Annotated in this window: 25 protein-coding genes and 1 pseudogene; 12 read left to right on the forward strand and 14 right to left on the reverse strand. The window is 66.4% G+C overall.

The genetic code is table 11. The features are described from left to right. Positions 1–3: 3 nt before the first annotated feature. Positions 4–219, forward strand: coding sequence for a DUF4170 domain-containing protein (locus ACFX59_RS00460; protein ID WP_307099894.1), 216 nt, complete (start codon positions 4–6; stop codon positions 217–219). 157 nt (positions 220–376) lie between these two features. On the opposite strand, the gene ACFX59_RS00465 is transcribed toward ACFX59_RS00460, so the two are convergent. The 5 genes from ACFX59_RS00465 to carA form a co-directional block, all read right to left on the reverse strand. Next, positions 377–1,015, reverse strand: a complete 639-nt coding sequence (locus ACFX59_RS00465; RefSeq protein WP_307099897.1) for a rhomboid family intramembrane serine protease — start codon at positions 1,013–1,015, stop codon at positions 377–379. Between the two features lie 4 nt (positions 1,016–1,019). Then, positions 1,020–1,496 (reverse strand): transcription elongation factor GreA, encoded by a 477-nt coding sequence (gene greA / locus ACFX59_RS00470; protein ID WP_183953050.1) that lies wholly within the window; start codon positions 1,494–1,496, stop codon positions 1,020–1,022. A gap of 94 nt (positions 1,497–1,590) precedes the next feature. Next, positions 1,591–4,923: a carbamoyl-phosphate synthase large subunit gene (gene carB, locus ACFX59_RS00475; protein WP_307099900.1), complete on the reverse strand. Its 3,333-nt coding sequence runs from the start codon at positions 4,921–4,923 to the stop codon at positions 1,591–1,593. Next, positions 4,923–5,423, reverse strand: coding sequence for a hypothetical protein (locus ACFX59_RS00480; RefSeq protein ID WP_387428604.1), 501 nt, complete (start codon positions 5,421–5,423; stop codon positions 4,923–4,925). The genes carB and ACFX59_RS00480 overlap by 1 nt, the downstream gene beginning before the upstream one ends. A gap of 14 nt (positions 5,424–5,437) precedes the next feature. Then, entirely contained in the window at positions 5,438–6,619 is a 1,182-nt protein-coding gene (gene carA / locus ACFX59_RS00485; protein WP_387428606.1) for a glutamine-hydrolyzing carbamoyl-phosphate synthase small subunit, read from the reverse strand. Between the two features lie 140 nt (positions 6,620–6,759). Between carA and ACFX59_RS00490 the strand changes: the two genes are divergently transcribed. From ACFX59_RS00490 to ACFX59_RS00515, 6 genes are all read left to right on the forward strand, one after another. Beyond that, positions 6,760–7,212 (forward strand): GatB/YqeY domain-containing protein, encoded by a 453-nt coding sequence (locus ACFX59_RS00490; protein WP_309701688.1) that lies wholly within the window; start codon positions 6,760–6,762, stop codon positions 7,210–7,212. 250 nt (positions 7,213–7,462) lie between these two features. Then, the gene (locus ACFX59_RS00495; protein WP_387428609.1) at positions 7,463–7,792 is read left to right on the forward strand and encodes an endonuclease domain-containing protein; all 330 of its coding nucleotides are present in this window, start codon (positions 7,463–7,465) and stop codon (positions 7,790–7,792) included. A gap of 114 nt (positions 7,793–7,906) precedes the next feature. Beyond that, positions 7,907–9,754 (forward strand): DNA primase, encoded by a 1,848-nt coding sequence (dnaG, locus tag ACFX59_RS00500; RefSeq protein ID WP_387428612.1) that lies wholly within the window; start codon positions 7,907–7,909, stop codon positions 9,752–9,754. A gap of 142 nt (positions 9,755–9,896) precedes the next feature. Next, complete coding sequence (rpoD, locus tag ACFX59_RS00505) at positions 9,897–11,921, forward strand: RNA polymerase sigma factor RpoD (RefSeq protein ID WP_307099910.1); 2,025 nt, start codon at positions 9,897–9,899, stop codon at positions 11,919–11,921. A 139-nt stretch (positions 11,922–12,060) separates the two neighbouring features. Next, positions 12,061–12,519 carry a GNAT family N-acetyltransferase gene (locus ACFX59_RS00510; RefSeq protein ID WP_387428616.1) on the forward strand — a complete coding sequence of 153 codons (459 nt, stop codon included), beginning with the start codon at positions 12,061–12,063 and terminating at the stop codon, positions 12,517–12,519. 73 nt (positions 12,520–12,592) lie between these two features. Beyond that, positions 12,593–13,234, forward strand: coding sequence for a peptidylprolyl isomerase (locus ACFX59_RS00515; RefSeq protein WP_354296781.1), 642 nt, complete (start codon positions 12,593–12,595; stop codon positions 13,232–13,234). A 226-nt stretch (positions 13,235–13,460) separates the two neighbouring features. Here the strand turns inward: ACFX59_RS00515 and rplS are convergent, their stop codons facing one another. The 4 genes and pseudogenes from rplS to ACFX59_RS00535 all read right to left on the reverse strand — a co-directional run bounded on the left by rplS (position 13,461) and on the right by ACFX59_RS00535 (position 15,229). Beyond that, entirely contained in the window at positions 13,461–13,853 is a 393-nt protein-coding gene (gene rplS, locus ACFX59_RS00520; protein ID WP_058733020.1) for a 50S ribosomal protein L19, read from the reverse strand. A 15-nt stretch (positions 13,854–13,868) separates the two neighbouring features. Then, positions 13,869–14,584 (reverse strand): annotated as a pseudogene (gene trmD, locus ACFX59_RS00525) (tRNA (guanosine(37)-N1)-methyltransferase TrmD); the annotation flags it as partial. After that, positions 14,581–14,964, reverse strand: coding sequence for a type II toxin-antitoxin system VapC family toxin (locus ACFX59_RS00530; RefSeq protein WP_309696536.1), 384 nt, complete (start codon positions 14,962–14,964; stop codon positions 14,581–14,583). The gene ACFX59_RS00530 and the pseudogene trmD, both read right to left, overlap by 4 nt. Beyond that, the gene (locus tag ACFX59_RS00535; RefSeq protein ID WP_387428620.1) at positions 14,957–15,229 is read right to left on the reverse strand and encodes an AbrB/MazE/SpoVT family DNA-binding domain-containing protein; all 273 of its coding nucleotides are present in this window, start codon (positions 15,227–15,229) and stop codon (positions 14,957–14,959) included. The genes ACFX59_RS00530 and ACFX59_RS00535 overlap by 8 nt, the downstream gene beginning before the upstream one ends. Positions 15,230–15,315: 86 nt before the next feature. On the opposite strand from ACFX59_RS00535, the gene ACFX59_RS00540 reads away from it, so the two are divergent. Next, entirely contained in the window at positions 15,316–16,224 is a 909-nt protein-coding gene (locus ACFX59_RS00540) for an NAD(P)/FAD-dependent oxidoreductase (protein WP_387428622.1), read from the forward strand. On the opposite strand, the gene rimM is transcribed toward ACFX59_RS00540, so the two are convergent. The 4 genes from rimM to ffh all read right to left on the reverse strand — a co-directional run bounded on the left by rimM (position 16,214) and on the right by ffh (position 18,887). Further along, positions 16,214–16,666 (reverse strand): ribosome maturation factor RimM, encoded by a 453-nt coding sequence (gene rimM / locus ACFX59_RS00545; RefSeq protein WP_387429602.1) that lies wholly within the window; start codon positions 16,664–16,666, stop codon positions 16,214–16,216. The genes ACFX59_RS00540 and rimM overlap by 11 nt on opposite strands. A 13-nt stretch (positions 16,667–16,679) precedes the next feature. After that, complete coding sequence (locus tag ACFX59_RS00550) at positions 16,680–16,820, reverse strand: hypothetical protein (RefSeq protein ID WP_309701672.1); 141 nt, start codon at positions 16,818–16,820, stop codon at positions 16,680–16,682. A gap of 106 nt (positions 16,821–16,926) precedes the next feature. After that, positions 16,927–17,310 (reverse strand): 30S ribosomal protein S16, encoded by a 384-nt coding sequence (gene rpsP, locus ACFX59_RS00555; RefSeq protein ID WP_307099925.1) that lies wholly within the window; start codon positions 17,308–17,310, stop codon positions 16,927–16,929. Positions 17,311–17,366: 56 nt separating this feature from the next. Beyond that, positions 17,367–18,887 (reverse strand): signal recognition particle protein, encoded by a 1,521-nt coding sequence (ffh, locus tag ACFX59_RS00560; RefSeq protein WP_387428627.1) that lies wholly within the window; start codon positions 18,885–18,887, stop codon positions 17,367–17,369. 242 nt (positions 18,888–19,129) lie between these two features. Here ffh and ACFX59_RS00565 point away from each other — a divergent pair, with 242 nt between their 5' ends. Then, entirely contained in the window at positions 19,130–20,674 is a 1,545-nt protein-coding gene (locus ACFX59_RS00565; protein WP_387428630.1) for a putative bifunctional diguanylate cyclase/phosphodiesterase, read from the forward strand. Here the strand turns inward: ACFX59_RS00565 and ACFX59_RS00570 are convergent. Beyond that, positions 20,649–21,224, reverse strand: a complete 576-nt coding sequence (locus ACFX59_RS00570) for a DUF924 family protein (protein WP_387428632.1) — start codon at positions 21,222–21,224, stop codon at positions 20,649–20,651. The two genes, ACFX59_RS00565 and ACFX59_RS00570, sit on opposite strands and share 26 nt — an antisense overlap. Between ACFX59_RS00570 and mtaB the strand changes: the two genes are divergently transcribed. From mtaB to ACFX59_RS00585, 3 genes are read left to right on the forward strand one after another with little or no spacing between them, the layout of a single operon-like run. Continuing rightward, a complete protein-coding gene (gene mtaB / locus ACFX59_RS00575) occupies positions 21,223–22,467 on the forward strand; it encodes a tRNA (N(6)-L-threonylcarbamoyladenosine(37)-C(2))-methylthiotransferase MtaB (RefSeq protein ID WP_387428635.1) in 1,245 nt (414 codons plus the stop codon). The two genes, ACFX59_RS00570 and mtaB, sit on opposite strands and share 2 nt — an antisense overlap. Beyond that, complete coding sequence (ftsY, locus tag ACFX59_RS00580; RefSeq protein ID WP_307099935.1) at positions 22,464–23,399, forward strand: signal recognition particle-docking protein FtsY; 936 nt, start codon at positions 22,464–22,466, stop codon at positions 23,397–23,399. Before mtaB ends, ftsY begins: the two co-directional genes overlap by 4 nt. Further along, positions 23,396–24,010 (forward strand): septation protein A, encoded by a 615-nt coding sequence (locus tag ACFX59_RS00585; protein ID WP_387428638.1) that lies wholly within the window; start codon positions 23,396–23,398, stop codon positions 24,008–24,010. The genes ftsY and ACFX59_RS00585 overlap by 4 nt, the downstream gene beginning before the upstream one ends. Positions 24,011–24,034: the final 24 nt, after the last annotated feature.

Below are 24,034 nucleotides of genomic sequence, written 5' to 3' on the forward strand. Positions count from 1 at the left end.
ACCATGAGCAAGCTGCACCTCGTGTTCGGCGGCCGCGTCAGCGATCCGCAGACCCTCGATTTCGTCGATCCCTCCGCGCTGGAAGTGGTGGGCGTGTTCCCCGACTATGCCAGCGCCGAAAAGGCTTGGCGCGCCGCCGCGCAGCGGACGGTGGACGATGCGGAGATGAAGTTCGTCGTGGTGCACCTGCACCGCCTGCTCGAGCCGACGCTGGGTTGATCCGGGTTGCCGGGCGAGGTCGGGGGCATGGCCTTCGACTTCGCCCAGGCCGATCGGGGGCTGGGCCGCCGCCCCCCGCTCCGTTCGCTATGAGCGATGCTGATGCGCGCGCTGGGTGCGTGGCGCATCTACTACGACCAGACTGATTGAGCCCTGCTCAGGCGTTACGGTAGCGCCACAGCAGCAGCGGCTTCGCGAAGACCAGCCCGGCGATGAACCCGCCGATATGCGCGCCCACCGCGATCGCGCCCATCCCCATGCCCGCAAAGCCCAGCAACAGCTGGATGCCGATCCACCCCGCCGCCAGCCACAGGACATGGGTGAACTCAGCCGACAGCCCGGCAATCCCACGGGTCGCCCGCCGCTGCCCGAAGAGCAGCGCATAGGCGCCGACGATCGCCGAGATCGCACCGCTTGCCCCGATCATCGGCGAGGCGGAACCCGGATCGGGAAAATATTGCGCCAGTGCCGCCGCATAGGCGCCGACGACATAGAGGACGGCTATCCCCCGCGCGCCCAGCGCCCGCTCGGCCTGCGCGCCGCAATAGACCAGCATGACGAGGTTGAACGCGATATGCGCGAAACCGCCATGGATCAGCGTGGCGGTCAGCGGGGTCAGCAGCGTCGGCACCGCAAAGCCCAGATCGGGGGGCAGCGCCGCCCCCTCGAACCGCAACGGGATGAACCCCGCCCCGATCGCCGCCTCGGGCACCAGCCCCGTGACGATCAGCAACAGCGACACGACCGCCGTCACGACCGCGATGGCCGTCGTCGCGCGTGCCGCTGCCCAATTCATCGGATCAGATGAATTCGATCTTGCTGACGAGATAATAGCGGTCGCCCGACGGCACCGTCACCTCGACCTCTTCGTCCAGCTTGCGCCCGATCAGCGCACGGCCGAGCGGCGAGTTGTAGCTGATCCGGCCGGTCTTGGCGTCCGCCTCGGTCTGGCCGACGATCTGGTACTTGACCGGCTTGTCGTCCTCGTCGAGCAGCGTGACGGTCGCGCCGAACACGATCTTGTCGCCCGACAGGTCCTTCGGGTCGATGATCTGCGCGCGGCTCAGCTTGTCCTCGATGTCGGCGATCGTCGCCTCCACCTGGCCCTGCCGCTCCTTGGCCGCATGATATTCGGCGTTTTCGGACAGGTCGCCGTGTGCACGCGCTTCCTCGATCGCGTCGACGATCAGCGGCCGTTCCTCTTTCAGACGCCGCAGGTCCTGGGTGAGCTTGTCATAGCCCTCCTGGAGCATCGGCATCTTTTCGACGGTCGCCATAATCCTAGTCCCCACTTCCATACGCATTCCCGGTACGGACCGCCCTCCCAACCGGGAAAGCGGTCCGCCAGCACATCATGTTCTCATGTCGGGATCAGTTGTGCGAACGCGAATAGTAGGATTGCAGGGGACGTACTTCAAGACCACGGGTGCCCGCCGCCGCAATCGCCTTGGCCGCCTCGATGCTGGCGGGGGCCGTGGTGAAGTACGGAATCTTCTGCCCCAGCGCGGCTTCGCGGATCGGCTTGGAGTCCTTCAGGCTCTGCCACCCTTCCGTCGTGTTGAAGATCAGGGTGATGCCGCCGTCCTTGATCCGGTCGACGATATGCGGCCGTCCCTGCGCCACCTTGTTGATCTTCTCGACCGAGACCCCTGCCCGGTCGAGATAATCGGCAGTGCCGCCGGTCGCGACGATCGCGAAGCCCGCCTCCGCCAGCATCCGGGCGGCAGGAACGATCTGTTCCTTGTCGCCGTCCTTCAGGCTGATGAAGACCGCGCCGCTGGTCGGCAGGACGGTGCCCGCGCCCAGCTGCGACTTGGCGAAGGCGGTGGTGAAGTCGGGGTCGATGCCCATGACTTCGCCGGTCGACTTCATTTCGGGCGACAGCACCGGATCGACACCGGGGAAGCGCGCGAAGGGGAAGACCGCTTCCTTGACCGCATAATAATCGATGTGGCGATCGATCTGCGGCAGGTCGGCCAGCTTCTCGCCCGCCATGACGCGCGCGGCGATCTTGGCGATGGGGGTGCCGATCGCCTTGGCGACGAAAGGCACGGTGCGGCTGGCGCGCGGATTGACCTCGATCAGATAGACCTGGCCGTCCTTCACCGCGAACTGGATGTTCATCAGGCCGCGCACGTTCAGGCCGCGCGCCAGCGCCTCGGCCTGACGCTCGATCTCGGCGATGATCTCCGCCGACAGGCTGTAGGGCGGCAGCGAGCAGGCCGAGTCGCCCGAATGGACGCCGGCTTCCTCGATATGCTGCAGCACGCCCGCCACGACGACCTGGTCGCCGTCGCAGATCGCGTCCACGTCCACCTCGATCGCGTCGCGCAGATACTGGTCGATCAGCACCGGTGCGTCGCCCGACACCTGCACCGCCGTCTGGATATAATCCTCCAGCTGCTGCGGCCCGTCGACAATCTCCATGGCGCGGCCGCCCAGCACGAAGCTGGGGCGCATCAGCACCGGATAGCCGACCCGCTCGGCGACGATCAGCGCTTCCTCACGGCTGCGCGCGATGCCGTTCTTGGGCTGGAGCAGCTTCAGCTTGTCGACCAAAGCCGCGAACTGCTCGCGGTCCTCGGCCAGGTCGATCGCGTCGGGGCTGGTGCCCAGGATCGGGATACCGGCCGATTCCAGCGCGCGGGCAAGGTTCAGCGGGGTCTGGCCGCCGAACTGCACGATCACGCCGACCAGCTCGCCCTTCGACTTCTCGACGTCGAGAATGGCGAGGACGTCCTCGGCGGTCAGCGGCTCGAAATAGAGCCGGTCCGAGGTGTCATAGTCGGTGCTGACCGTCTCCGGGTTGCAGTTGACCATGATCGTCTCATAGCCCGCATCCGCCAGCGCGAAGCAGGCGTGGCAGCAGCAATAGTCGAACTCGATGCCCTGCCCGATCCGGTTCGGACCACCGCCCAGGATCACGATCTTCTTGCGATCGCTGGGCACCGCCTCGTCCTCGGGCTCGCCGAAGGTCGGGGCCTCGTAGGTCGAGTACATATACGGCGTCTTGGCGTCGAACTCGGCCGCGCAGGTGTCGATCCGCTTGAAGACCGGACGCACGCCCAGCTTCTGGCGATGCTCACGCACCTCCTGCTCGGTCACGCCGCCGGTCATCATCTTGACGACCTCGTGGATCAGGCCCGAACCGCGCGCGATGCCGCGATCCATGCCGCGCAAATTCGCCGATTGCAGCGCCAGATAGGCCAGCCGCTTGTCGGAGAAGCCCATCGCCTTCAGGCGGCGCATTCCGGCCGCGTCCTGCGGCAGGCCGTTCTGCATCACCTCGGCCTCGGCCGCGACGATCTCGGCGATCCGCTCCAGGAACCAGGGATCGTATTTGGCGATCGCATGGACCTCGGCGACGGTGAAGCCCTCACGCAGCGCCTGCGCCGCGACCAGCAGCCGGTCCGGGGTCGCCTTGGCCAGCGCCGCCTCGATCTCGGCACGCGGCGCGCCGACGAGGTGTTCGACGTCGTTGAAGCCGCTCAGGCCGGTTTCCAGACCACGCAGCGCCTTCTGCATCGATTCATGGATGTTGCGGCCGATCGCCATCACCTCGCCGACCGACTTCATCGCGGTGGAGAGGACGGGCTCGGAGCCCTTGAACTTCTCGAAGGCGAAGCGCGGGATCTTGGTGACGACATAGTCGATCGTCGGCTCGAACGAGGCCGGGGTCGCGCCGGTGATGTCGTTCTCGATCTCGTCCAGCGTATAGCCGACCGCTAGCTTGGCCGCGACCTTGGCGATCGGGAAGCCGGTCGCCTTCGACGCCAGCGCCGACGAGCGCGACACACGCGGGTTCATCTCGATGACGATCAGGCGGCCGTCCTTCGGGTTGACCGCGAACTGCACGTTCGAGCCGCCCGTCTCCACGCCGATCTCACGCAGCACCGCCAGGCTGGCGTTGCGCATGATCTGATATTCCTTGTCGGTCAGGGTCAGCGCGGGCGCGACGGTGATCGAGTCGCCGGTATGGACGCCCATCGGATCGATATTCTCGATCGAGCAGATGATGATGGAATTGTCGTTGCGATCACGCACGACCTCCATCTCATATTCCTTCCAACCGAGGAGCGACTCCTCGATCAGCACCTCGGTCGTCGGCGAGGCGTCGAGCCCGGCGCGGACGATCGCGATGAATTCCTCGCGGTTATAGGCAACGCCGCCGCCGGTGCCGCCCAGCGTGAAGCTGGGGCGGATGATGGCGGGCAGGCCGACCTTCTCCAGCCCCTCCAGCGCCTCCTTCTCGGAATGCGCGATCGCCGAGCGGGCCGATTCCAGCCCGATCTTCTCCATCGCGACCTTGAACTTCTGACGGTCCTCGGCCTTGTCGATCGCCTCGGCATCGGCGCCGATCATCTGGACGCCGAACTTCTCCAGCGTGCCGTCATGGAACAGCGCCAGCGCGGTGTTCAGCGCGGTCTGGCCCCCCATGGTCGGCAGGACCGCGTCGGGGCGCTCCTTCTCGATGATCTTGGCGACGACGGCGGGCGTGATCGGCTCGACATAGGTCGCGTCGGCCAGCTCGGGGTCCGTCATGATCGTCGCCGGGTTCGAATTGACCAGGACGATGCGATAACCCTCTTCCTTCAGGGCCTTGATCGCCTGCGTGCCCGAATAGTCGAACTCGCACGCCTGACCGATGACGATGGGCCCCGCGCCGATGACGAGGATGGAGGAGATGTCGGTGCGTTTTGGCATTATTGGAAAACCACTTTGGGGGTTTCAGAAATCAGAACGACGCCAGCTTCGGAAGGCATGTCCTCATATCCACATTCAGGCATTCGAGAGGTTTGTCTCTTCCGCCCAGAATTATCGATATGAAAGCCGCTTTCATCATATCCATGCAGAAGCGCCCAATGGCCATCCTCCGGCATAAAGATCAGCGCACCGCCCTGGTCGACAATCTTCTTGAACGCGGCACCTTGATTTTCTTCAAGATGCCGGTCCACTTCACGAACAAGCTCCGAACGATATGGCAGGCACAACTTCGAGCACACCGCGTCAAATATCTCTTTTAGCTGATAGGCCGCATAACCGTTGGCTATGTGATCGGCCTTCAAAAGCCCAAGACGTTCGGCAACCTCGCAGATGATCCAAAATTGGCTCTTGCCAGCCAAATCCGTGAACAGATGCTCATTCTGAAAAAAGTTGAGGAGAGAATAAATTCCGCAAAGGCCATCTTCATGGCCCTGCTTCAATACTCTCTCACGCTTCAACGCAGCGACCCCACGAACCGCTCGAACAGATAGAAGCTGTCCTGCGGGCCCGGCGAGGCTTCGGGGTGGTACTGGACCGAGAAGGCCGGGCGGTCGGTCAGTTCCAGGCCCGCATTCGACCCGTCGAACAGCGACACATGCGTCTCACGCGCATTGGCGGGAAGCGTCTCGCGCTCGACCGCGAAGCCGTGGTTCATGCTGGTGATCTCGACCAGACCGTCGGACAGGCGCTTGACCGGGTGGTTCGCGCCGCGGTGCCCCTGGTGCATCTTGGTGGTCTTGGCGCCGACCGCCAGACCCAGTAGCTGGTGGCCGAGGCAGATGCCGAACAACGGCTTGCCCGTGTCGAGCAGCTGGCGGATCACCGGCACGGTATATTCGCCCGTCGCCGCCGGATCGCCGGGGCCGTTGGACAGGAAGATGCCGTCGGGGTTCAGCGCCATCACATCCTCATAGGACGCAGTGGCGGGGACCACCGACACCTTCGCACCGGCCTGAACCAGATTGCGGAAGATGTTGTGCTTGCTGCCATAATCGATCGCGACGACGTGCGGGCGATCCTCGCCCTCCTCCCCGGCATAGCCGAAGCCCAGCCGCCACAACCCGCCCTCGCGCGTCTCGCCCCAGCCATAATGCAGCTCGGTCGACACGTCCTTGGCGAGGTCCATGCCCTCCAGCCCCGGCCAGGCCTTCGCCTTTTCGAGCAGAGCGGCGATGTCGAACTCGCCCGAAGCCGAATGCGCGATCACGCCGTTGGGCGCGCCGCCTGCACGGATGCGGCGGGTCAGCGCGCGGGTGTCGATGCCCGCCAGGCCGATGCGGTTGTGCCGCGCCATCCATCCGGCGAGGTTCTCCATCGCGCGGAAGTTGGACGGGGCGGTCGGGTCCTCGCGGACGATCATGCCCAGCGCGTGCGGCGCGTCCGCCTCGATATCGTCGGGATTCGCGCCGACGTTGCCGATATGCGGGAAGGTGAAGGTGATGATCTGCCCGGCGAAGGACGGATCGGTCATGATCTCCTGATAGCCGGTCATCGCGGTGTGGAAGCACACCTCTCCGACGGCATCACCCTCGACGCCGAAACCGCGCCCCCATAACACGTCTCCGTTCGCCAGAACGAGAACGCCCGTGGCGCCTTCAGGCTTTTCGGGCATGGCGAATGGCTTGGCGTCGGCCATGATCGGCGGGCACTCCTGCTAAAATGTCTGCAATGTCGCTAAGTGGCGTCCGCTAGGGCCATACGGGCGTCGCGTCAACCGGTTCACGTGATCGGTTCGGGGCGCTATCGTCTCCGCCTTTCAGACAAGACGGACAAAACATGATTCGCGACGACATCAAGGCCGCGCAGGTGGCCGCCATGAAGGCTGGCGACAAAGAAAGCCGCGCGGCGATCAGCCTGATCCAGGCCGCCATCAAGAACCGCGACATCGAACTCCGCACCGGCACCGCGCCCGCCGATGACGACATGGTCGTGATCGAAGTCCTCCAGAAGATGGTCAAGCAGCGCCGCGAATCGATCGCCATGTACGAACAGGGCGGTCGCCAGGAACTGGCCGACCAGGAAAAGGCCGAGGTCGCGGTGATCGAGCGCTTCCTGCCGCAAACGCTGACCGAGGACGAAACCAAGGCCGCGATCGAGGCGATCAAGGCGGAGATCGGGGCGAGCGGCATGAAGGACATGGGCCGGGTGATGGCCGAGCTGAAGGCGCGCCATGCGGCGGTGCTGGATATGAGCAAGGCCAGCGGGTTGGTGAAGGCGGCGCTGGCGTGATGTGAGTGGGGAGTGGGGAGTGGGGCTGGTGCGGGATTTCGATCGCAAGCGTAGTCCCCTCCCCCAGCCCCTCCCGCCTGCGGGAGGGGAGCCTGTTGCGCCTGGGGGTAAAGACTGCCCTCCGCCAAGAACGCATCCCCTCCCGCAAGCGGGAGGGGACCGAGGGGAGGGCCCCCGGCCTTTCCGCCAAGACCGCCCTACGCAAAAAGCACGCGAACTCCGCCTCAACCCGACTGATGCGGAACGACGGTTGTGGCGAGCCCTGTCGAGACGCCAGATCGCAGGCGTCCGCTTCAACCGGCAGGTGCCGGTCGGCCCCTATATTGCCGACTTCGCCGCACGATCCGAGAAGCTGATCGTCGAAGTCGATGGCGGCCAGCATGACGAACGCGCCGCTTACGACGAAGCCCGCACCCGTTACCTCGAAACCCAGGGATGGCGGGTCCTCCGCTTCTGGAACAACGACGTTTTGCGCAACCTGGAGGGCGTGGTCGAAACCATCGAGCGTGCGCTCGCGGCCCCGCCCTCCCCTCCCGCCTGCGGGAGGGGAAGCGCAAGCCGCGAGGAGAATCCTGAATAACTCCCCTCCCGCAGGCGGGAGGGGTTGGGGGAGGGCAATCCCGGACCTTCCGCACCACCCCAACCCTTGCCAAAACGCCCCATTCCGGCTACCCATTATAATCGCGCGGACGCCATGAGCCTGACCCCGCAATTCCTTGACGAGCTACGCGCTCGCACGAGCCTGTCGGCGCTGATCGGCAAGACGGTGAAGCTGCAAAAGGCGGGCCGGGAATATAAGGGCTGCTGCCCCTTCCATAACGAAAAGACGCCCAGCTTCTACGTCAACGACGACAAGGGTTTTTATCACTGTTTCGGCTGTTCGGCGCATGGCGATGCCATTCGCTGGATGACCGACCAGCGCGGCCTGCCCTTTATCGATGCGGTCAAGGAACTGGCCCAGGCCGCCGGGCTCGAAGTCCCCGCACAGGACCGCCGCGCCGCGCAGAAGGCGGAGCGGGCCAAGGGGCTGCACGACGCGATGGCGGACGCCGCCGCCTGGTTCTCCGAGCAACTAGGCGGCCTGTCGGGCGGCGATGCCCGCGAATTGCTGACCCGTCGCCGGGTGACGCCCGAGACCGCCCGCGCCTTCGGGCTGGGCTTCGCGCCCGACAGCCGGGGCAAGCTGAAGGCCGCGCTGAAGGATTATGGCGATCCGGCGCTGATCGAGTGCGGGCTGCTCATCAAGGTCGATGGCAAGGACCCCTATGACCGGTTCCGCGGCCGGTTGATGATCCCGATCCGCGACGCGCGGGGCCGGGTGATCGCGTTCGGCGGCCGGATCATCGGCGAGGGCGAGCCCAAATATCTCAACTCGCCCGACACCCCCCTCTTCGACAAGGGGCGCACGCTCTACAATCTCGACCGCGCCGCGCCTGCCGTGCGCAAGTCCGGCCGCGTGCTGGTGGTCGAGGGCTATATGGACGTGATCGCGCTCGCGCAGGCGGGGATCGCCGAGGCGGTGGCGCCGCTCGGCACCGCGCTGACCGAGAACCAGCTGGAACGCCTGTGGCGCATGGTCGACGTGCCGACCCTGTGCTTCGACGGCGACGCGGCCGGGCAGAAGGCCGCGATCCGCGCTGCGCACCGCGCGCTGCCCATGCTCCAGCCGGGCAAGAGCCTGTCCTTCGTCACCCTGCCGCAAGGGCAGGACCCCGACGATCTGGTCCAGGAAAAGGGCGCGGCGGGGTTCGAGGCGGTGCTCACCCGCGCGACCCCGCTCAGCGACCTGCTCTGGCAGGCCGAGATCGCGCAGGCGCAGACCGACACGCCCGAGGGGCGCGCCGCGCTGAAGCAGCGGCTGGAGGAACTGGCGCAGCAGATCCCGCACAAGGATCTGGCCTACGAATATAAGCGCGCGTTGATGTCGCGCTATTTCGACGTCTTCGGCATCCGGCGGGTCAATGCGGCGGCGGTGCACCAGGCGGTGGCCGAGGCCAATCGCCATGTCGGGCGCGGCGTGGAATACAGCCTGAAGCGCGCGGTGCTGCTGGGGCTGATGCGCTATCCGCATGTCCTGTGCCGCTATATGGACGAGATCAGCCGCCTGGACATGGGCGACCGCTATCTCAACGACTGGCGGCATCATCTGCTCGACGCGGCGGTCAACGATCCCCATCTGTCGCGCAAGGACGCCGCCGAGGCGGAGAGCCTGATCGAACAGATCATGGCGACCACCGACGTCCACCCGATCGACGCGCGCGACTATACCCGCGACCTCGCCTTCAGCTTCTTCAGCAAGATGTCCGACCCCGCCATCGCCGTGCGCGATCTGGAAAAGGTCATCGAGGTGATGCTGGAGGAAAGCGAGACGCGTGCGAACCGCGAGCGCGCGGTCGAGGCGTTCCGCGCCGACATGACCGAGGATCGCTTCGCCGAACAGACGCGGTGCCACGCCGCCCATGCGCAATCGCTGGACCAGCTTTATCGCTGGCTGGAGGCGGCCCGCGACCTGGCGGACAAGCAAGCCGGGGAGGCCGCTTGATACGGCTACCCCCGCGCCCCATATCCGGGGCATATTGGGCGACCCACGCCCACACTGGAAAATTACGCATGGCCCCCTCACCCGCTTGCCAAACCGGCGGCGTGCGTGAAAGAGGCCGGGCATTGAGACCCGAGGGCATTTGATGGCGAAGGCGAATATGGCGGCGGATACGACCGATACCACGGAAACGGGCGATGCGCCGCTGATCGACCTGAACGAAGCGTCGATCAAGAAGCTGATCGCGCGCGCCAAGAAGCGCGGCTACATCACCTATGACCAACTGAACGAAGCGCTGCCGCAGGACCAGATGTCCTCCGACCAGCTCGAGGATATCATGGCCGCCCTCAACGAGATGGGCGTCAATATCGTCGAGAATGAGGAGCAGGGCGAGGACGGCGAGTCCGAGGAGGAGGCCGACGACGCCGAGGCCAGCGATGGCGACGTCGATTCCGGCCCCCAGCCCGAGGCCAAGAAGAAGGAAACCGTCGATCGCACCGACGATCCGGTCCGCATGTATCTGCGCGAAATGGGCGCGGTCGAGCTGCTGTCGCGCGAGGGCGAGATCGCCATCGCCAAGCGGATCGAGGCGGGTCGCGACACGATGATCCTGGGGCTGTGCGAAAGCCCGATCACCTTCAACGCGATCATCGACTGGTCGACCGCGCTGAACGAAGGCACGATGCAGCTGCGCGAGATCCTGGATCTCGACGCCATGCTGTCCAAGGACGCCGGCCCGGAAAATCTGGGCGAGGAGGACGAGGACGACAATGGCGAGATCAGCGCCAAGAACGCCGGTCCGCAGTTCAAGGAAGAAGAAGAGCCCGAGGAACCCTCGATCGACGAGGATGACGAGGGCGGCGAACGCCGTGGCCCCCGCGCCGAGGACGAGGAGGAGGACAACACCCTCAGCCTCGCCCAGATGGAGGAGACGCTCAAGCCGCAGGCGCTGGAGAAGTTCGCCAACATCACGAACATCTACAAGAAATTCTCGAAGGTTCAGCAGCAGCGCCTGGAAGCCATGGCGCTGGGCGGCGAGCTGTCGGCGGCGGACGAGCGCAAGTATCACAAGCTGCGCGAGGAGCTGACCGCCGAGGTCGAGAGCGTCCAGTTCCACAACGCCAAGATCGAATTCCTGGTCGACCAGCTCTATGCCTTCAACCGCCGCCTGACCGCGCTGGGCGGCCAGATGCTGCGTCTGGCCGAGCGGCACAAGGTCAACCGCAAGGACTTCCTCGACCGCTATCTGGGTCACGAGCTGGACGAGAACTGGCTCGACACGGTGCGCGGGCTCGACAAGAAGTGGGGCAATTTCGCGTCGAACGAAGCCGCCACCGTCGACCGCATCCGCAGCGAGATCGCCGAGATTTCGCAGCAGACCGGCATGGCGCTGACCGAATTCCGCCGCATCGTGAACATGGTGCAGAAGGGCGAGCGCGAGGCCCGCATCGCCAAGAAGGAAATGGTCGAGGCCAATCTGCGCCTCGTCATCTCGATCGCCAAGAAATATACCAATCGCGGCCTGCAATTCCTGGATCTGATCCAGGAGGGCAATATCGGCCTGATGAAGGCGGTCGATAAGTTCGAATATCGCCGCGGCTACAAGTTCAGCACCTATGCGACGTGGTGGATCCGGCAGGCGATCACCCGCTCGATCGCCGACCAGGCGCGGACCATCCGCATCCCGGTCCACATGATCGAGACGATCAACAAGCTGGTCCGCACCAGCCGCCAGTTCCTACACGAGCAGGGCCGCGAGCCGACTCCGGAAGAGATGGCCGAGCGCCTCTCCATGCCGCTCGAGAAGGTGCGCAAGGTGATGAAGATCGCCAAGGAGCCGATCAGCCTCGAAACGCCGATCGGCGACGAGGAAGATAGCCATCTGGGCGACTTCATCGAGGACAAGAACGCGGTCATTCCGGTGGATGCGGCGATCCAGGCCAATCTGAAGGAAACGGTCACCCGCGTCCTGGCCAGCCTGACCCCGCGCGAGGAACGCGTGCTTCGCATGCGCTTCGGCATCGGCATGAACACCGACCACACGCTGGAAGAGGTCGGCCAACAATTCTCGGTGACGCGCGAGCGTATCCGCCAGATCGAGGCCAAGGCGCTCCGCAAGCTGAAGCACCCCAGCCGCAGCCGCAAGATGCGCAGCTTCCTCGACCAGTAAGGTCGGACGCTACGAAACGGAAAAGCCGTCGACCACCCGGTCGGCGGCTTTTTTGTGGGCCATCGCCTGTCGCCCCCACCCGGACCGCGATAGACTGCCCGCCATCAGCCATCTCGCACGCCGGACCCAAGGGACTGACATGGATATCCGCCTCGACGATCCGACCGCGCCGCATGTCGCCGATCTGCTCGCCTATCACCTGCGCGACATGCGCGGCGAGGCGGAGGAATTTTCCTTCGCGCTCGACGCCTCGGCGCTGGCCGATCCCCGCATGTCCTTCTGGACGATCTGGGACGGCCCGGCGCTGGCCGGTTTCGCCGCGCTGAAGCAACTGGACGCCCGGCATGGCGAAGTGAAATCCATGCGGGTCGCGCCCGACTTTCTGGGCCGGGGCATCGGCCGTGCGCTGCTCAACCATGTCATCGCTCAGGCGCAGCGCCGCGATTACGATCGGATCAGCCTGGAAACGGGAACCACGCCGCCCTATCGGCCCGCCGTCGCGCTGTATCGCAGCGCGGGCTTCCGATCCTGCGAGGCCTTTGCCGATTACCAGCCCAGTCCGCATAACCAGTTCTTCACGCGCGATCTGACCGCCTGATCGGGGCCGCCATTCGGCGCATCCCACGGGTTTGGGCTCCACAATCGCGGCCGGGGGCGATAATCCCCGGCGGATGAAATGCCTGCTCCCGCTGGTCGCCCTGCTGATCGCCGCTGCGCCCGCCAACCAGAATGTCCCCCGCCCCGGCTACGTCCGGGTGCAGATCAACACCTCCGAAGGGCCGATCGTCGTCGCGCTCGACACGCGCCACGCGCCCGCGACGTCGAAGAATTTCCTGGCCTATGTCGATGACGGGCGGTTCGACGGGACGGTCTTCTACCGCACCGCGCGCGACAAGCGGAACCCGAAGGAGGGCTTCGTCCAGGGCGGCATCCGCACCGACGCGCGGCGCATCCTGCCGCCCTTCCCGCTGGAGACGACGGCGAAGACCGGGATCAAGCATCTCGACGGCACCATCTCGATGGCGCGGGGGCAGTCGCCGGACTCGGCGGGCGGGAATTTCTTCATCACGGTCGGCCCCACGCCGGGCATGGACGCCCGGCCCGGCTATCAGGGCTATGCGGCCTTCGGCCGGGTCGTGGCGGGCATGGACACGGTGAAGAAGATCCTCGCCAAGCCCTCGGGCGGCGGGCTGGACGCGATGAAGGGGCAGATGATCCTGAAGCCCGTGCGGATCATGACCGCCAAAAGGCTGGACGGCACGCCCCGACCCACGGGCGAGCCCAAGATGTGGCTGTATAATTTCGGGGGGTAACGCCCCTTACCCATCCCCCCGTTCAGCCTGAGCGTAGTCGAAGGCCACGCTTCAACGCTCGCCACCTCATGGGGCGAGGGCATCCCTTGGCCTTCGACTTCGCTCAGGCTGAACGGAGGGCGGTATTTTGTCGGGCTGAGCGGTGGTTTGAGGCAAAGGAAAAGGGCGGCGGCACCGGGGTGCCACCGCCCTTTCCTGTCGAACCGCAAGCGGTCCGCCGCACCGATTACTCGGCGGCAGCGGTGCCCTTGGCCGGACGCGGATCGCGACGCTCGGCGATACGCGCCGACTTGCCGGTGCGGCCGCGCAGGTAATAGAGCTTCGCACGACGCACGGCGCCGCGACGAACCACTTCGATCGAGTCGACGTTCGGCGAGTAGAGCGGGAAGACGCGCTCCACGCCCTCACCGAAGGAGATCTTGCGGACGGTGAACGACGAGCCCATGCCCTTGTTCGCGCGGGCGATGCAGACGCCCTCATAGAACTGGACGCGGGTGCGCTCGCCTTCGACGACCTTCACACCGACCTTCAGCGTGTCGCCGGGGCGGAATTCGGGGATCTTCTTCGTCTCGTTGAACTTGGCGATCTGCTCAGCTTCGATCTGCTGGATCACGTTCATGACACTATTCCTCAATCGTCGCCGCGCGCCAGAGGGCGACCGACCCGAACGCCCTCATGACGTTCCCAAAGGTCCGGCCGCCTTGACCGTGTATCCTCGCAAGCCCTGGCATGACGCCAGGCCGCGATTTTCGCATGATCCCCCGATCGCAGCACTTCAGGGATCATGCGCCCTTCCCACTCAGCAGGTCGGGTATATTGCGGATACTCGAGGAGGCCGCTTTCGAAGCTTTCCTCGACTCCACTGGAAGCCGCGCCCATTACGCCGGGAAGCAGCCGAACGCAAGCGTCGAGCAGCACCAGCGCGCCCATCTCGCCGCCTGACAGGATATAGTCGCCGATCGACACCTGTTCGATTCCGCGCGCCTCGAACAGGCGTTCGTCGAACCCCTCGAACCGGCCGCACAACACGGTGACGCCCGGCCCCGCCGCCAGTTCGCGCACGCGCGGCTGGGTCAGCGGGCGCCCACGCGGCGTCATCGCCAGCACGGGGCGGTCGTCGGCCACCGAATCCACCGCCGCCGCCAGCACATCGGCGCGCAGCACCATGCCCGCCCCGCCGCCAGCGGGGGTATCGTCGACCGAGCGATGCTTGTCGGTGGCGAAGTCGCGGATCTGCACCGTCTCCAGCGCCCAGCGATCCTCGCGCAGCGCCCGCCCCGCCAGCGAAGCCCCGAGCGGTCCCGGAAACATCTCCGGATAGAGTGTCAATATCGTTGCGCGAAAGGTCACAGCGTCCAGTTCTCGATGGTCAGGCCAGGTATGTCGGCGAAGTCGGCTTCGTTGTTGGTCACCAGCGTCAGCCCGGTTGCCAGGGCGTGTGCGCCGATCAATCGATCGAACCGCCCCCGGCGGAATGGAATCGTCGCATAGGCAGATGCGGCACGACGGTCGAACGGCAATATCGGCACGCGCTCGAAAAAGCGATCAAATGCCGCAATCGCCTCCGCGCCATGACGTTCCAGCCCGCGCATGATCTCGGCATAAGTGATCGCCGATGCCACCGCACTGCCGGGCTCGCAGGTCGCCAGATGCTGGGCGGCCCGCCCCCCTGCATCGCGCAGCACATAGATGCAGATATTCGAGTCGAGCAGATAGCGCGGCTCAATCACGGCCGAGCAGCTTTCCGTCCCAGTCCAGCTCGCGCGGTTCCATTTCGCGTTCCTCGCGCGTCAGCGGCTCCAGCCACGGCATCGACCCGGCGATCCCCGTCAGGTCGATCGTCCTGCGCGGCGCCTGGACGGGCTCGAACACATAACGCCCCTGTTCTTCGCGCAGCGTCATCTCGGTCCCCTCGGTCAGACCCAGCGCGGCTGGCAGGCGCAACGCGAGCGAGTTGCCCGAGCGGAAGACCTTGGCCTGATAATCCTTGCCCATGTCGCCTCCGTATATACACCACGTATATACATCAAACCGCCCTCCCCGCCAAGGAACGTTGCGCCGCGTGGCGCTTTGGCTGCGCCATGGACGATTGCATCATCATCGGCGCGGGGCCTGCCGGGCTGACCGCCGCGATCTATCTCGCGCGCTATCACCTGCGCATCCGCCTGTTCGACAGCGGATCGAGCCGGGCCGCGATGATCCCGTGCACCCATAACCATGCGGGCTATCCCGACGGGATCAGCGGCAAGGCGCTGCTTGCCCGAATGTACGAGCAGGCCCGACGTTACGGCGCGCATTGCATCCCACACCGCGTGACCGGCATCCAATCGCAGGACGAGGGCTTTCGCGTCACCACCGACGGCGCGACCTATCACAGCCGCAGCGTCCTGCTGGCGACCGGCGTGGTCAATCACCGGCCCCGGCATCTGCTGCCCGAGGTCCATGACCCGGCGCTGGAGCGCGGGCTGCTCCGCTATTGCCCCGTCTGCGATGGCTATGAGGTCACGGACAAGCGGGTCGGGGTGATCGGCACCGGCGACCATGGCATGCGCGAGGCGCTGTTCCTGCGCGGCTTCACCCGCGACGTGACGCTCATCGCCCCGGAGGCCGAGCATGCGCTCGACCCCGCCTGTGCCCGGACACTGGACGATGCGGGGATCGCGCGGGTCGACGGCCCGTGCGGCGGCTGGGCGATCGAAGGGGACCAGCTGGCACTCGACACCGCCAGGGGACGAATGCGTTTCGACAGCGTCTATCCGGCGCTGGGGTCGCGTATCCGGTCGGAGCTTGCGATCGCAGCGGGCGCGAAGGCGGCCCCCGGCGGTTGCCTGGAGGTCGACGACCATCAGCGCACCTCGGTCCCCGGCCTGTTCGCGGCGGGGGATGTGGTGAAGGGACTGGATCAGATCAGCCACGCCATGGGCGAGGCGGGGGTCGCGGCTACGACGATCCGCAACATGCTCGACCGGCAACAGCCGATCAGGCGATAAAGGCGCGTTCCACGATCAGGCGCTCGCGATCCCATTCGGGCACCGCCTCGACCTTCATCGGCACCATGAAGCGGCGGCCATCGGGTCGTTCGATCTCAAGCACGTCGCCCGCACCGAAATTCTCGATCAGCGCGACATGGCCCAGCTCCTCGCCATCGCTGGCGATCGCGGCAAGGCCGATAATGTCGGCATGATAATATTCGCCTTCCTCCAGCGGAGGAAGCGCCGAGCGCGGCACCGTCAGTTCGGTGCCCCGCAGCGCCTCGGCGGCATTGCGGTCGGTCACCTCGGCGAAGCGCGCGATCACACCGTTCGAGCCGTGGCGCGCCGATTTCAGCGTCAGCGCACCATTGTTGAACGAGCGATAGGCCGACACGTCGTCGGCAAAGACCTTCAACCGCACTTCGCCGGTAATGCCATGCGCGCCGATGATGACCGCCAGCGTGACGTGCGGCTCACCCGCTGGGGGAGTCGCTTTCCCCGTCGGGGGTGTCGTCGCCGCCTTCGGCGGGGTCGGGGGCGGAGACGCCTTGGTTGGTCGCGTCGTCATGGTCGTCGGGTGCGGTCCGGGGATCGGGTTCGGTCGGCGGGGTCATGCTCTTCTCCTAAGCCATGGGCTTGGGGGAACGCATGGCCCCGCATTCCGATGCCTGGGACGGGCCCGATCGTGACCGACCGGTGCCCATCCAGGATCAAGGCCGATTAGGCCTCGGCGGTTTCGGCCGGAGCGTTGGCGGCTTCCTGAGCGGCCTTCAGCTTCTCGGCACGCTCTTCGGCGCGCTCGGTGGCCTTTTCGCCGGGCTTCGCCTTGTTCGGGTTGTTGCGCGCGGCGCGCTCACGGACACCGGCGGCGTCCAGGAAGCGGGCGACGCGGTCGGTCGGCTGCGCGCCATTGGCGAGCCAGTGCTTGGCGCGCTCGGCGTCGAGCTGCACGCGCTGCTCATTGTCCTTGGCGAGGAGCGGGTTGTAGTTGCCGATCTTCTCGATGAACTTGCCGTCGCGCGGCGCACGGGCGTCGGCCACCACGATGCGGTAGTAAGGGCGCTTCTTGGAGCCACCACGCGACAGACGAATGCTGAGAGCCATATTTCAGTCCTTGGAGTAAAAGTTCAAAATTACCGGCGTTCCGTCCGGCGCGGGGGTTATTTCTTCTTGAGAAGATTCTCGAAGCCGGGGGGAAGCTTGGGCATTCCGTCGGGTAGCTTGCCGCCGCCCAGACCACCCAGGCCGCCGCCGGGCAGGCCGTTGCTGCCCGCCTTGTTGAGCATCTCGCCCATCTGCGGACCGCCCAGCGCATTGCCCAGGCCGCCAAGGCCGCCCTTGCCCAGCATCGACATCATGCCCTTGATGCCGCCCATCTTCTTGATCTTCTTCATCGCCGTGGACATTTCCTGATGCATCTTCAGGAGCTTGTTCACGTCCTGCACCGTGGTGCCCGAACCCTTGGCGATGCGGATCTTGCGCTTGGCGTTGATCAGCTCGGGCTTGGTGCGCTCCTTGGGCGTCATCGAGGTGATGATCGCATCCATGCGGAGCAGGATCTTGTCGCCACCGGCCTCGGCCAGCGCGCCTTGCGCCTTCTTCATGCCGGGCATCATGCCCGCCAGCGCGCCCAGGCCGCCCATGCGGCGCATCTGCTGAAGCTGGCCGCGCAGGTCGTCCATGTCGAACTGACCCTTGGCCATCTTCTTGGCCATGCGCTCGGCATCTTCCTGCTGGATCGTCTCGGCCGCGCGCTCGACGAGGCTGACGACGTCGCCCATGCCGAGAATGCGACCCGCGACCCGTTCAGGGTGGAAGGCTTCCAGCGCGTCCATCTTTTCGCCGACACCGGCGAACTTGATGGGCTTGCCCGTGACCGCGCGCATCGACAGCGCCGCACCGCCGCGCGCATCGCCGTCCATGCGGGTCAGCACCACGCCGGTCAGCGGCACCTGCTCGGAGAAGCTGGTCGCGACGTTCACCGCGTCCTGGCCGGTCAGCGAGTCGACGACGAGCAGGATTTCCTGAGGCCGGGCGATGTCCGCCACCGCCTTCATCTCGTCCATCAGCGCCTGGTCGACGTGCAGGCGACCGGCGGTGTCGAGCATCAGGACGTCATAGCCCTGGAGCTTGGCGGCCTGCATCGCGCGGCGGGCGATCTCGACCGGCTGCTGCCCGGCGATGATCGGCAGGGTCGACACCTCGACCTGCGTACCCAGCGTCGCCAACTGCTCCTGCGCGGCCGGGCGATTGACGTCGAGCGACGCCATCAGCACCTTCTTGCGCTCGCGCCCCATCGCCCCGCTCGACAGCCGCTTGGCGATCTTAGCGGTGGTGGTGGTCTTACCCGAACCCTGGAGGCCGACCATCATCACGACGGCGGGCGGCGCCACGTCGAGCAGCAGCTCGCTGGCATCCGCGCCCAGCATCGCGACCAGCGCGTCATGGACGATCTTGACGACCTGCTGGCCCGGCGTGATTGAACGCAGGACGTTCTGGCCGATCGCCTGTTCGGTCACCTTGTCGACGAAATCACGCGCGACGGGCAAAGCAACGTCGGCTTCCAGCAATGCGACGCGGACTTCGCGCATCGCGGTGCGGACATCCGCCTCGGTCAGCGCGCCACGGCCGCGGAGGCGGTCGAAAACGCCGCCAAGCCGATCGCTCAAGCTGTCGAACATCGCCTCACCTCATTACGCCGGTCCGGGGACCGGAGCTCAAAAAACCAACGCCGCCCGTCCAAACGCAAAAGCGCCGGCGGGCGAAACCTCGCCGGCCAGCGTGCACCCTTGGGCGCTTCTCTTCACGTTCCGCGACGGAACTTCGGCGGGGTCCTTATGGCAAAAGCCGGAGGCGCGCAAGCCATGGTCGCCACATCACGGCGTTAACCTGTTGTACACTCCTTACATGCGAACCATTCGCCATGCGGGGTCCGTCCGACATCACAGCCAAGCCGATCGCCTCGACGCGGTTCTTCGCCATGGCCGTGGCGGGTGGCGCGCTGCTGGTCGCGATCGCCATCCTGCTGATCGAGCTCGGCCATGACACCCCGGCCAAGATCGTGCTGTTCGCCGCCGCGATCGCGCTGACCATCGTCTATTGGCGCCTGCCCGCCAGGCGTCCGAACCGGACGAGCGTGCCGGACCAGCATGACCCGCTGACCGGACTGGCCAACCGCCCCTTCTTCCACGACGCCGGGCAGCGGATGATCGCGACGGCGTATCGGCGTCAGCGCGGAGTCGCGCTGCTGCTGCTCGACATCGACCGGTTCCGCGCCATCGCCGGCTCCTTCGGCCATGAAGCGGGCGACGCCCTGCTCCAGCACGTCGCCAAGGTCCTGCGCGACGAGGCCCCGTCCGAGGCGATCGTCGCGCGGTTCGAGGGCGACTGTTTCGGCTGCCTCATACCCGTCGCGCCGCGTGGCCGCGACCGGATCGACAGGCTGGCCGAGCGGCTCGCGATCCGCCTGGGCCAGCCCGTCCGGCTGACCGACCAGGAACTCGCCCCCCGCGCCGCGATCGCCATGGCGCAGGTCGAGGGGATGTCGGCGACGATCGACCAGCTGGTGCGCAAGGCCGATCTCGCGCTGATCGCCGCCAAGACGCGCGGAGACGGCAAGCCGCTATGGTTCGACCCCGCGATGGAAAGCGCGATGGCCGAACGCAACGCGATCATCGCCGACCTGCGCATCGCGCTGGCGCACAACCACATCTGCCCGCGTTTCGAGGCGCAGGTCGATCTGGGCACCGCGCGCCTGACCGGGTTCGAGGTGTCGGGCCATTGGGATCATCCGACGCTGGGCTGTATCTCGGCCGACCGCTTCATGCCGGTCGCCGAGGCGTGCGGCCTGTCGGGCGAGGTCTCGCTGGCGCTGATGCGACAGGCCATGGCCAGCGCCCGCGACTGGGACCCGTCGCTGACCCTGTCCTTCCCGCTGGCCGCCTCGCAGTTCCAGGACGCCTGGCTGGCGCAAAAGGTCATCAAGACGCTGACCGAATGCGGCTTTCCCGCGCATCGGCTGGAAATCGAGATCACCGAGCATGCGCTGTTCGCCAATATGGCGCTGGCCCAGACGATCGTGCTCAGCCTGAAGAACCAGGGTATCGCCCTGGCGCTCGACGCGTTCGGCAGCGGCTATTCCAGCCTCGCCCATCTGCGTGCGCTGCCCTTCGACCGGGTGCGGATCGATCCCGACTTCATCCGAAACATGATCGCCGACCCCGATTGCAGCGCGATCGTCACCGCCATCGTCCAGCTGGGCGACAGCCTGCACCTGCCGATCGCGGCCAAGGGGCTGCGCGACGCCGGGACCGAGGAGCGGCTGCGCGAGATCGGCTGCGCGCATGGCCAGGGGCCTCTTTACGGTCCGCCGCTCGATCTGGCGCAAGTGCGCCAGTTGCTGGCGGAGAAGCGGCTGCTGGCCGGTATCGCCGCCAGCGGTCCTACCAGCCCGCGTCTGGCTGGCTGAGATAGGCGCGCTCCGCCTCGGTCGTCGCCCGGCCGAGTGCCTCGTTGCGACTGGGATAGCGGCCATAGCGCCGGATGACGTCGCGGTGATCGCGCGCGAAGGCGAGATTGGTCTCGCGCCCCAGCTCGGTGAACTTGGCGACGCTCAGATCCTGCATCGCGCGCGATTCGGCGTGCATCAGCGGCATATAGACGAACGCCAGACGTTCGGGCGGGTAGCGATCCTCCCACCCCGCATCGATCGCGGTCAGGCACAGGTCGAGCGCCAGCGGATCGGCGGCAAAGGCCTGGGCCGAGCCGCGGTGCAGATTGCGCGAAAACTGGTCGAGCAACAGGATCGCGGCCAGCAGCGTGTCGGGATCGTCGCGCCAGCCGATCGCCTCGGTCGCCAGCACCCGGTCGCGCAAGGCCCCGAAGCGTTCGGCGATGATCCGGTCGAGGTCGTCGTCCTTCGCGAAGTGCTTCTCGGGCGGCAGACCGAACCAGAAGTCGAGAATGTCCTGCGTCTCCGCGTGGACACGTGCCTCATCCATCCCTAGATCGGCGGTCATGTCGTCCCTCCCTGGGCCCGAGATCATCAGTCTGGGCTGTCGCCTCAACATCGCCGAAAGCGAAACGATCCGCGCACTCGCCGCTGGTCGGGGGGACATGGTCGTCGTCAACAGCTGCGCCGTCACCAATGAAGCCGTCAAGCAGACCCGTGCCGCGATCCGCCGCGCGGCCAAGGCGCGACCCGATGCGCAGATCGTGGTCACGGGATGCGCGGCGCAGATCGACCCAGCCAGCTTCGCCGCCATGCCCGAGGTCGCGCGCGTGCTGGGGAATGCCGATAAGCTGCGCCCCGAAAGCTGGGCCTCGGCCGAACCCATGCTGGTCGCCGACCTGTCGCGCGTGGTCGAGACCGCGCCGCATCTGGCCGCCGCCTTTGCGGGCCATGCGCGCGCGTTCGTGGAGGTTCAGAATGGCTGCGACCATGCCTGCACCTTCTGCATCATCCCGACCGGGCGCGGTCCCAGCCGCTCGGTGCCCGCCGGGCTGGTGATCGAGCGCATCGCGCGCGCGGTCGAGCTGGGCCACCAGGAGGTCGTGCTGACCGGGGTCGACCTGACCAGCTATGGCCATGACCTGCCCGGCCAGCCCAGCCTGGGCCTGCTGGTCGAACGCATCCTGACCCACGTCCCCGCCCTGCCCCGGCTGCGGCTGTCCTCGCTCGATTCGATCGAGATCGACGACCGGCTGTTCGATCTGGTGACCGGCGAGGCGCGGGTGATGCCGCATCTCCATTTGTCGCTCCAGGCGGGCAACGACCTGATCCTCAAGCGGATGAAGCGCCGCCACAGCCGCGCGCAATCGGTCGCCATCGTCGAGCGGCTACTGACCGCGCGCCCCGACATCGCGATCGGCGCGGACCTGATCGCGGGCTTCCCGACCGAGGACGAGGCGATGGCGGCGGATACACTCGCGCTGATCGACGATTGTCGGATCGTCCATGCGCATATCTTCCCCTATTCGGCGCGCGACGGCACCCCTGCCGCGCGGATGCCGCAAGTGCCCCACCCGCTGCGCCGCGAACGCGCCGCCAAGCTTCGCGAAGCCGCCGCGCGCCGCCGCCGCGACTGGCTGGCGCGCCAGGTCGGGCAGACCCGCGACGTGCTGGTCGAGCGGCCGGGCACGCGCGGCCATGCGCCCGACTTCGCCGACATCCATTTTTCCCCCGCCGCCGAACCGGGCAGCATCGCCCGCGTTAGGGTCACGGCGGCGACCGAAACCCATCTGATCGGACAATTGGCATGAGTTCTTCCTCCTCCTGGCACGAAAAGCTGCTCGGCGGTTTCCGTCGCACCTCGGACCGGCTGGTCGGCAATCTCGCCGGCCTGGGCACCGCACGGCTCGACGAGGAGACGCTGGACGAGATCGAGGAAGCGCTGATCGCCTCCGATCTCGGCCCCGAAACGGCGGGCCATATCCGCAACCGGCTGGCCGATGGCAGCTTCGAGCGGAACATGGAGGACCTCGGCATCCGCCTGGTCGTCGCCGAGGAAGTGGAGAAGGCGCTGGCCAAGGTCGCCACGCCCCTGGAGATCGACGCTTTCCCACGGCCGCAGGTGATCCTGGTCATCGGCGTCAACGGGTCGGGCAAGACGACGACCATCGCCAAGCTGGCGCATCTGTTCATGGAGCAGGATTACGGCGTGATGCTGGCGGCGGGCGACACCTTCCGCGCCGCCGCCATCGGCCAGCTCGCCACCTGGGCGGAGCGCGTGGGCGTGCCGATCGTGTCGGGCAAGGAAGGCGGCGACGCGGCGGGCATCGTCTATGAAGCGGTGAAGCAGGCGACCGCGACCGGCATCGACGTGCTGATCGTCGACACCGCCGGGCGCCTTCAGAACAAGCGCGAGCTGATGGACGAGCTGTCCAAGATCCGCCGCGTGCTCGGTCGCCTGAACCCCGAGGCACCGCATGACATCCTGCTGGTCCTCGATGCGACCACCGGCCAGAACGCGCTCAACCAGATCGAGGTGTTCAAGGACGTGGCGGGCGTCACCGGGCTGGTCATGACCAAGCTGGACGGCACCGCGCGCGGCGGCGTGCTGGTCGCGGCGGCGGAGAAATACGGCCTGCCCATCCATGCGATCGGCGTCGGCGAGGGCATGACCGACCTGCGCCCCTTCGACGCCAACGAGGTCAGCCGGATCATCGCGGGCATCGAGGGAGGCCGCAAATGAGCGCCCCCGAAAAGGAAGCGAGCGCCGGCCTGAAGGCGGGGATCGAATATGGCCCGCTGGTCCTGTTCTTCGCGGTCAATTTCCTCGCGCCGCTGGGGCCGCTGACCCGCGTGCTGGTCGCCACCGGCGTCTTCATGGCGGCGACCGTGGTGTCGATGATCATCAGCAAGGTGAAGCTGGGCCGCATTTCGCCGATGCTGTGGCTGTCGGGCGCGCTGGTCGTCGTGTTCGGCGGGCTGACCCTCTATTTCCACGACGAGCGCTTCATCAAGATGAAGCCGACCATCGTCTATGCGATGTTCTCGGCGATGCTGTTCTTCGGGCTGGTGACCGGGCGGCCGTTGATCCAGATGGTGCTGGGCAGCGTCTATTCGGGGCTGACGCCCGAGGGCTGGCGCAAGCTGACCCGCAACTGGGCGATCTTCTTCGCCTTCATGGCGGTGCTGAACGAGGCGGTGTGGCGCAACTCGACCTGGGATTTCTGGGTCGGCTTCAAGCTGTGGGGCGCGATGCCGCTGACGCTGGGCTTTGCCGTCGCGAATATCCCGATGCTGTTGAAGCACGGGCTGAACGCCGACGCCGCCAAGGTCGACGAACCGCCGGTGGAGTGAAACCGCAAATTCCTCCCCTGCAAG

It is taken from the genome of Sphingomonas sp. NCPPB 2930, assembly GCF_042867205.1.
GTDB lineage: Bacteria > Pseudomonadota > Alphaproteobacteria > Sphingomonadales > Sphingomonadaceae > Sphingomonas.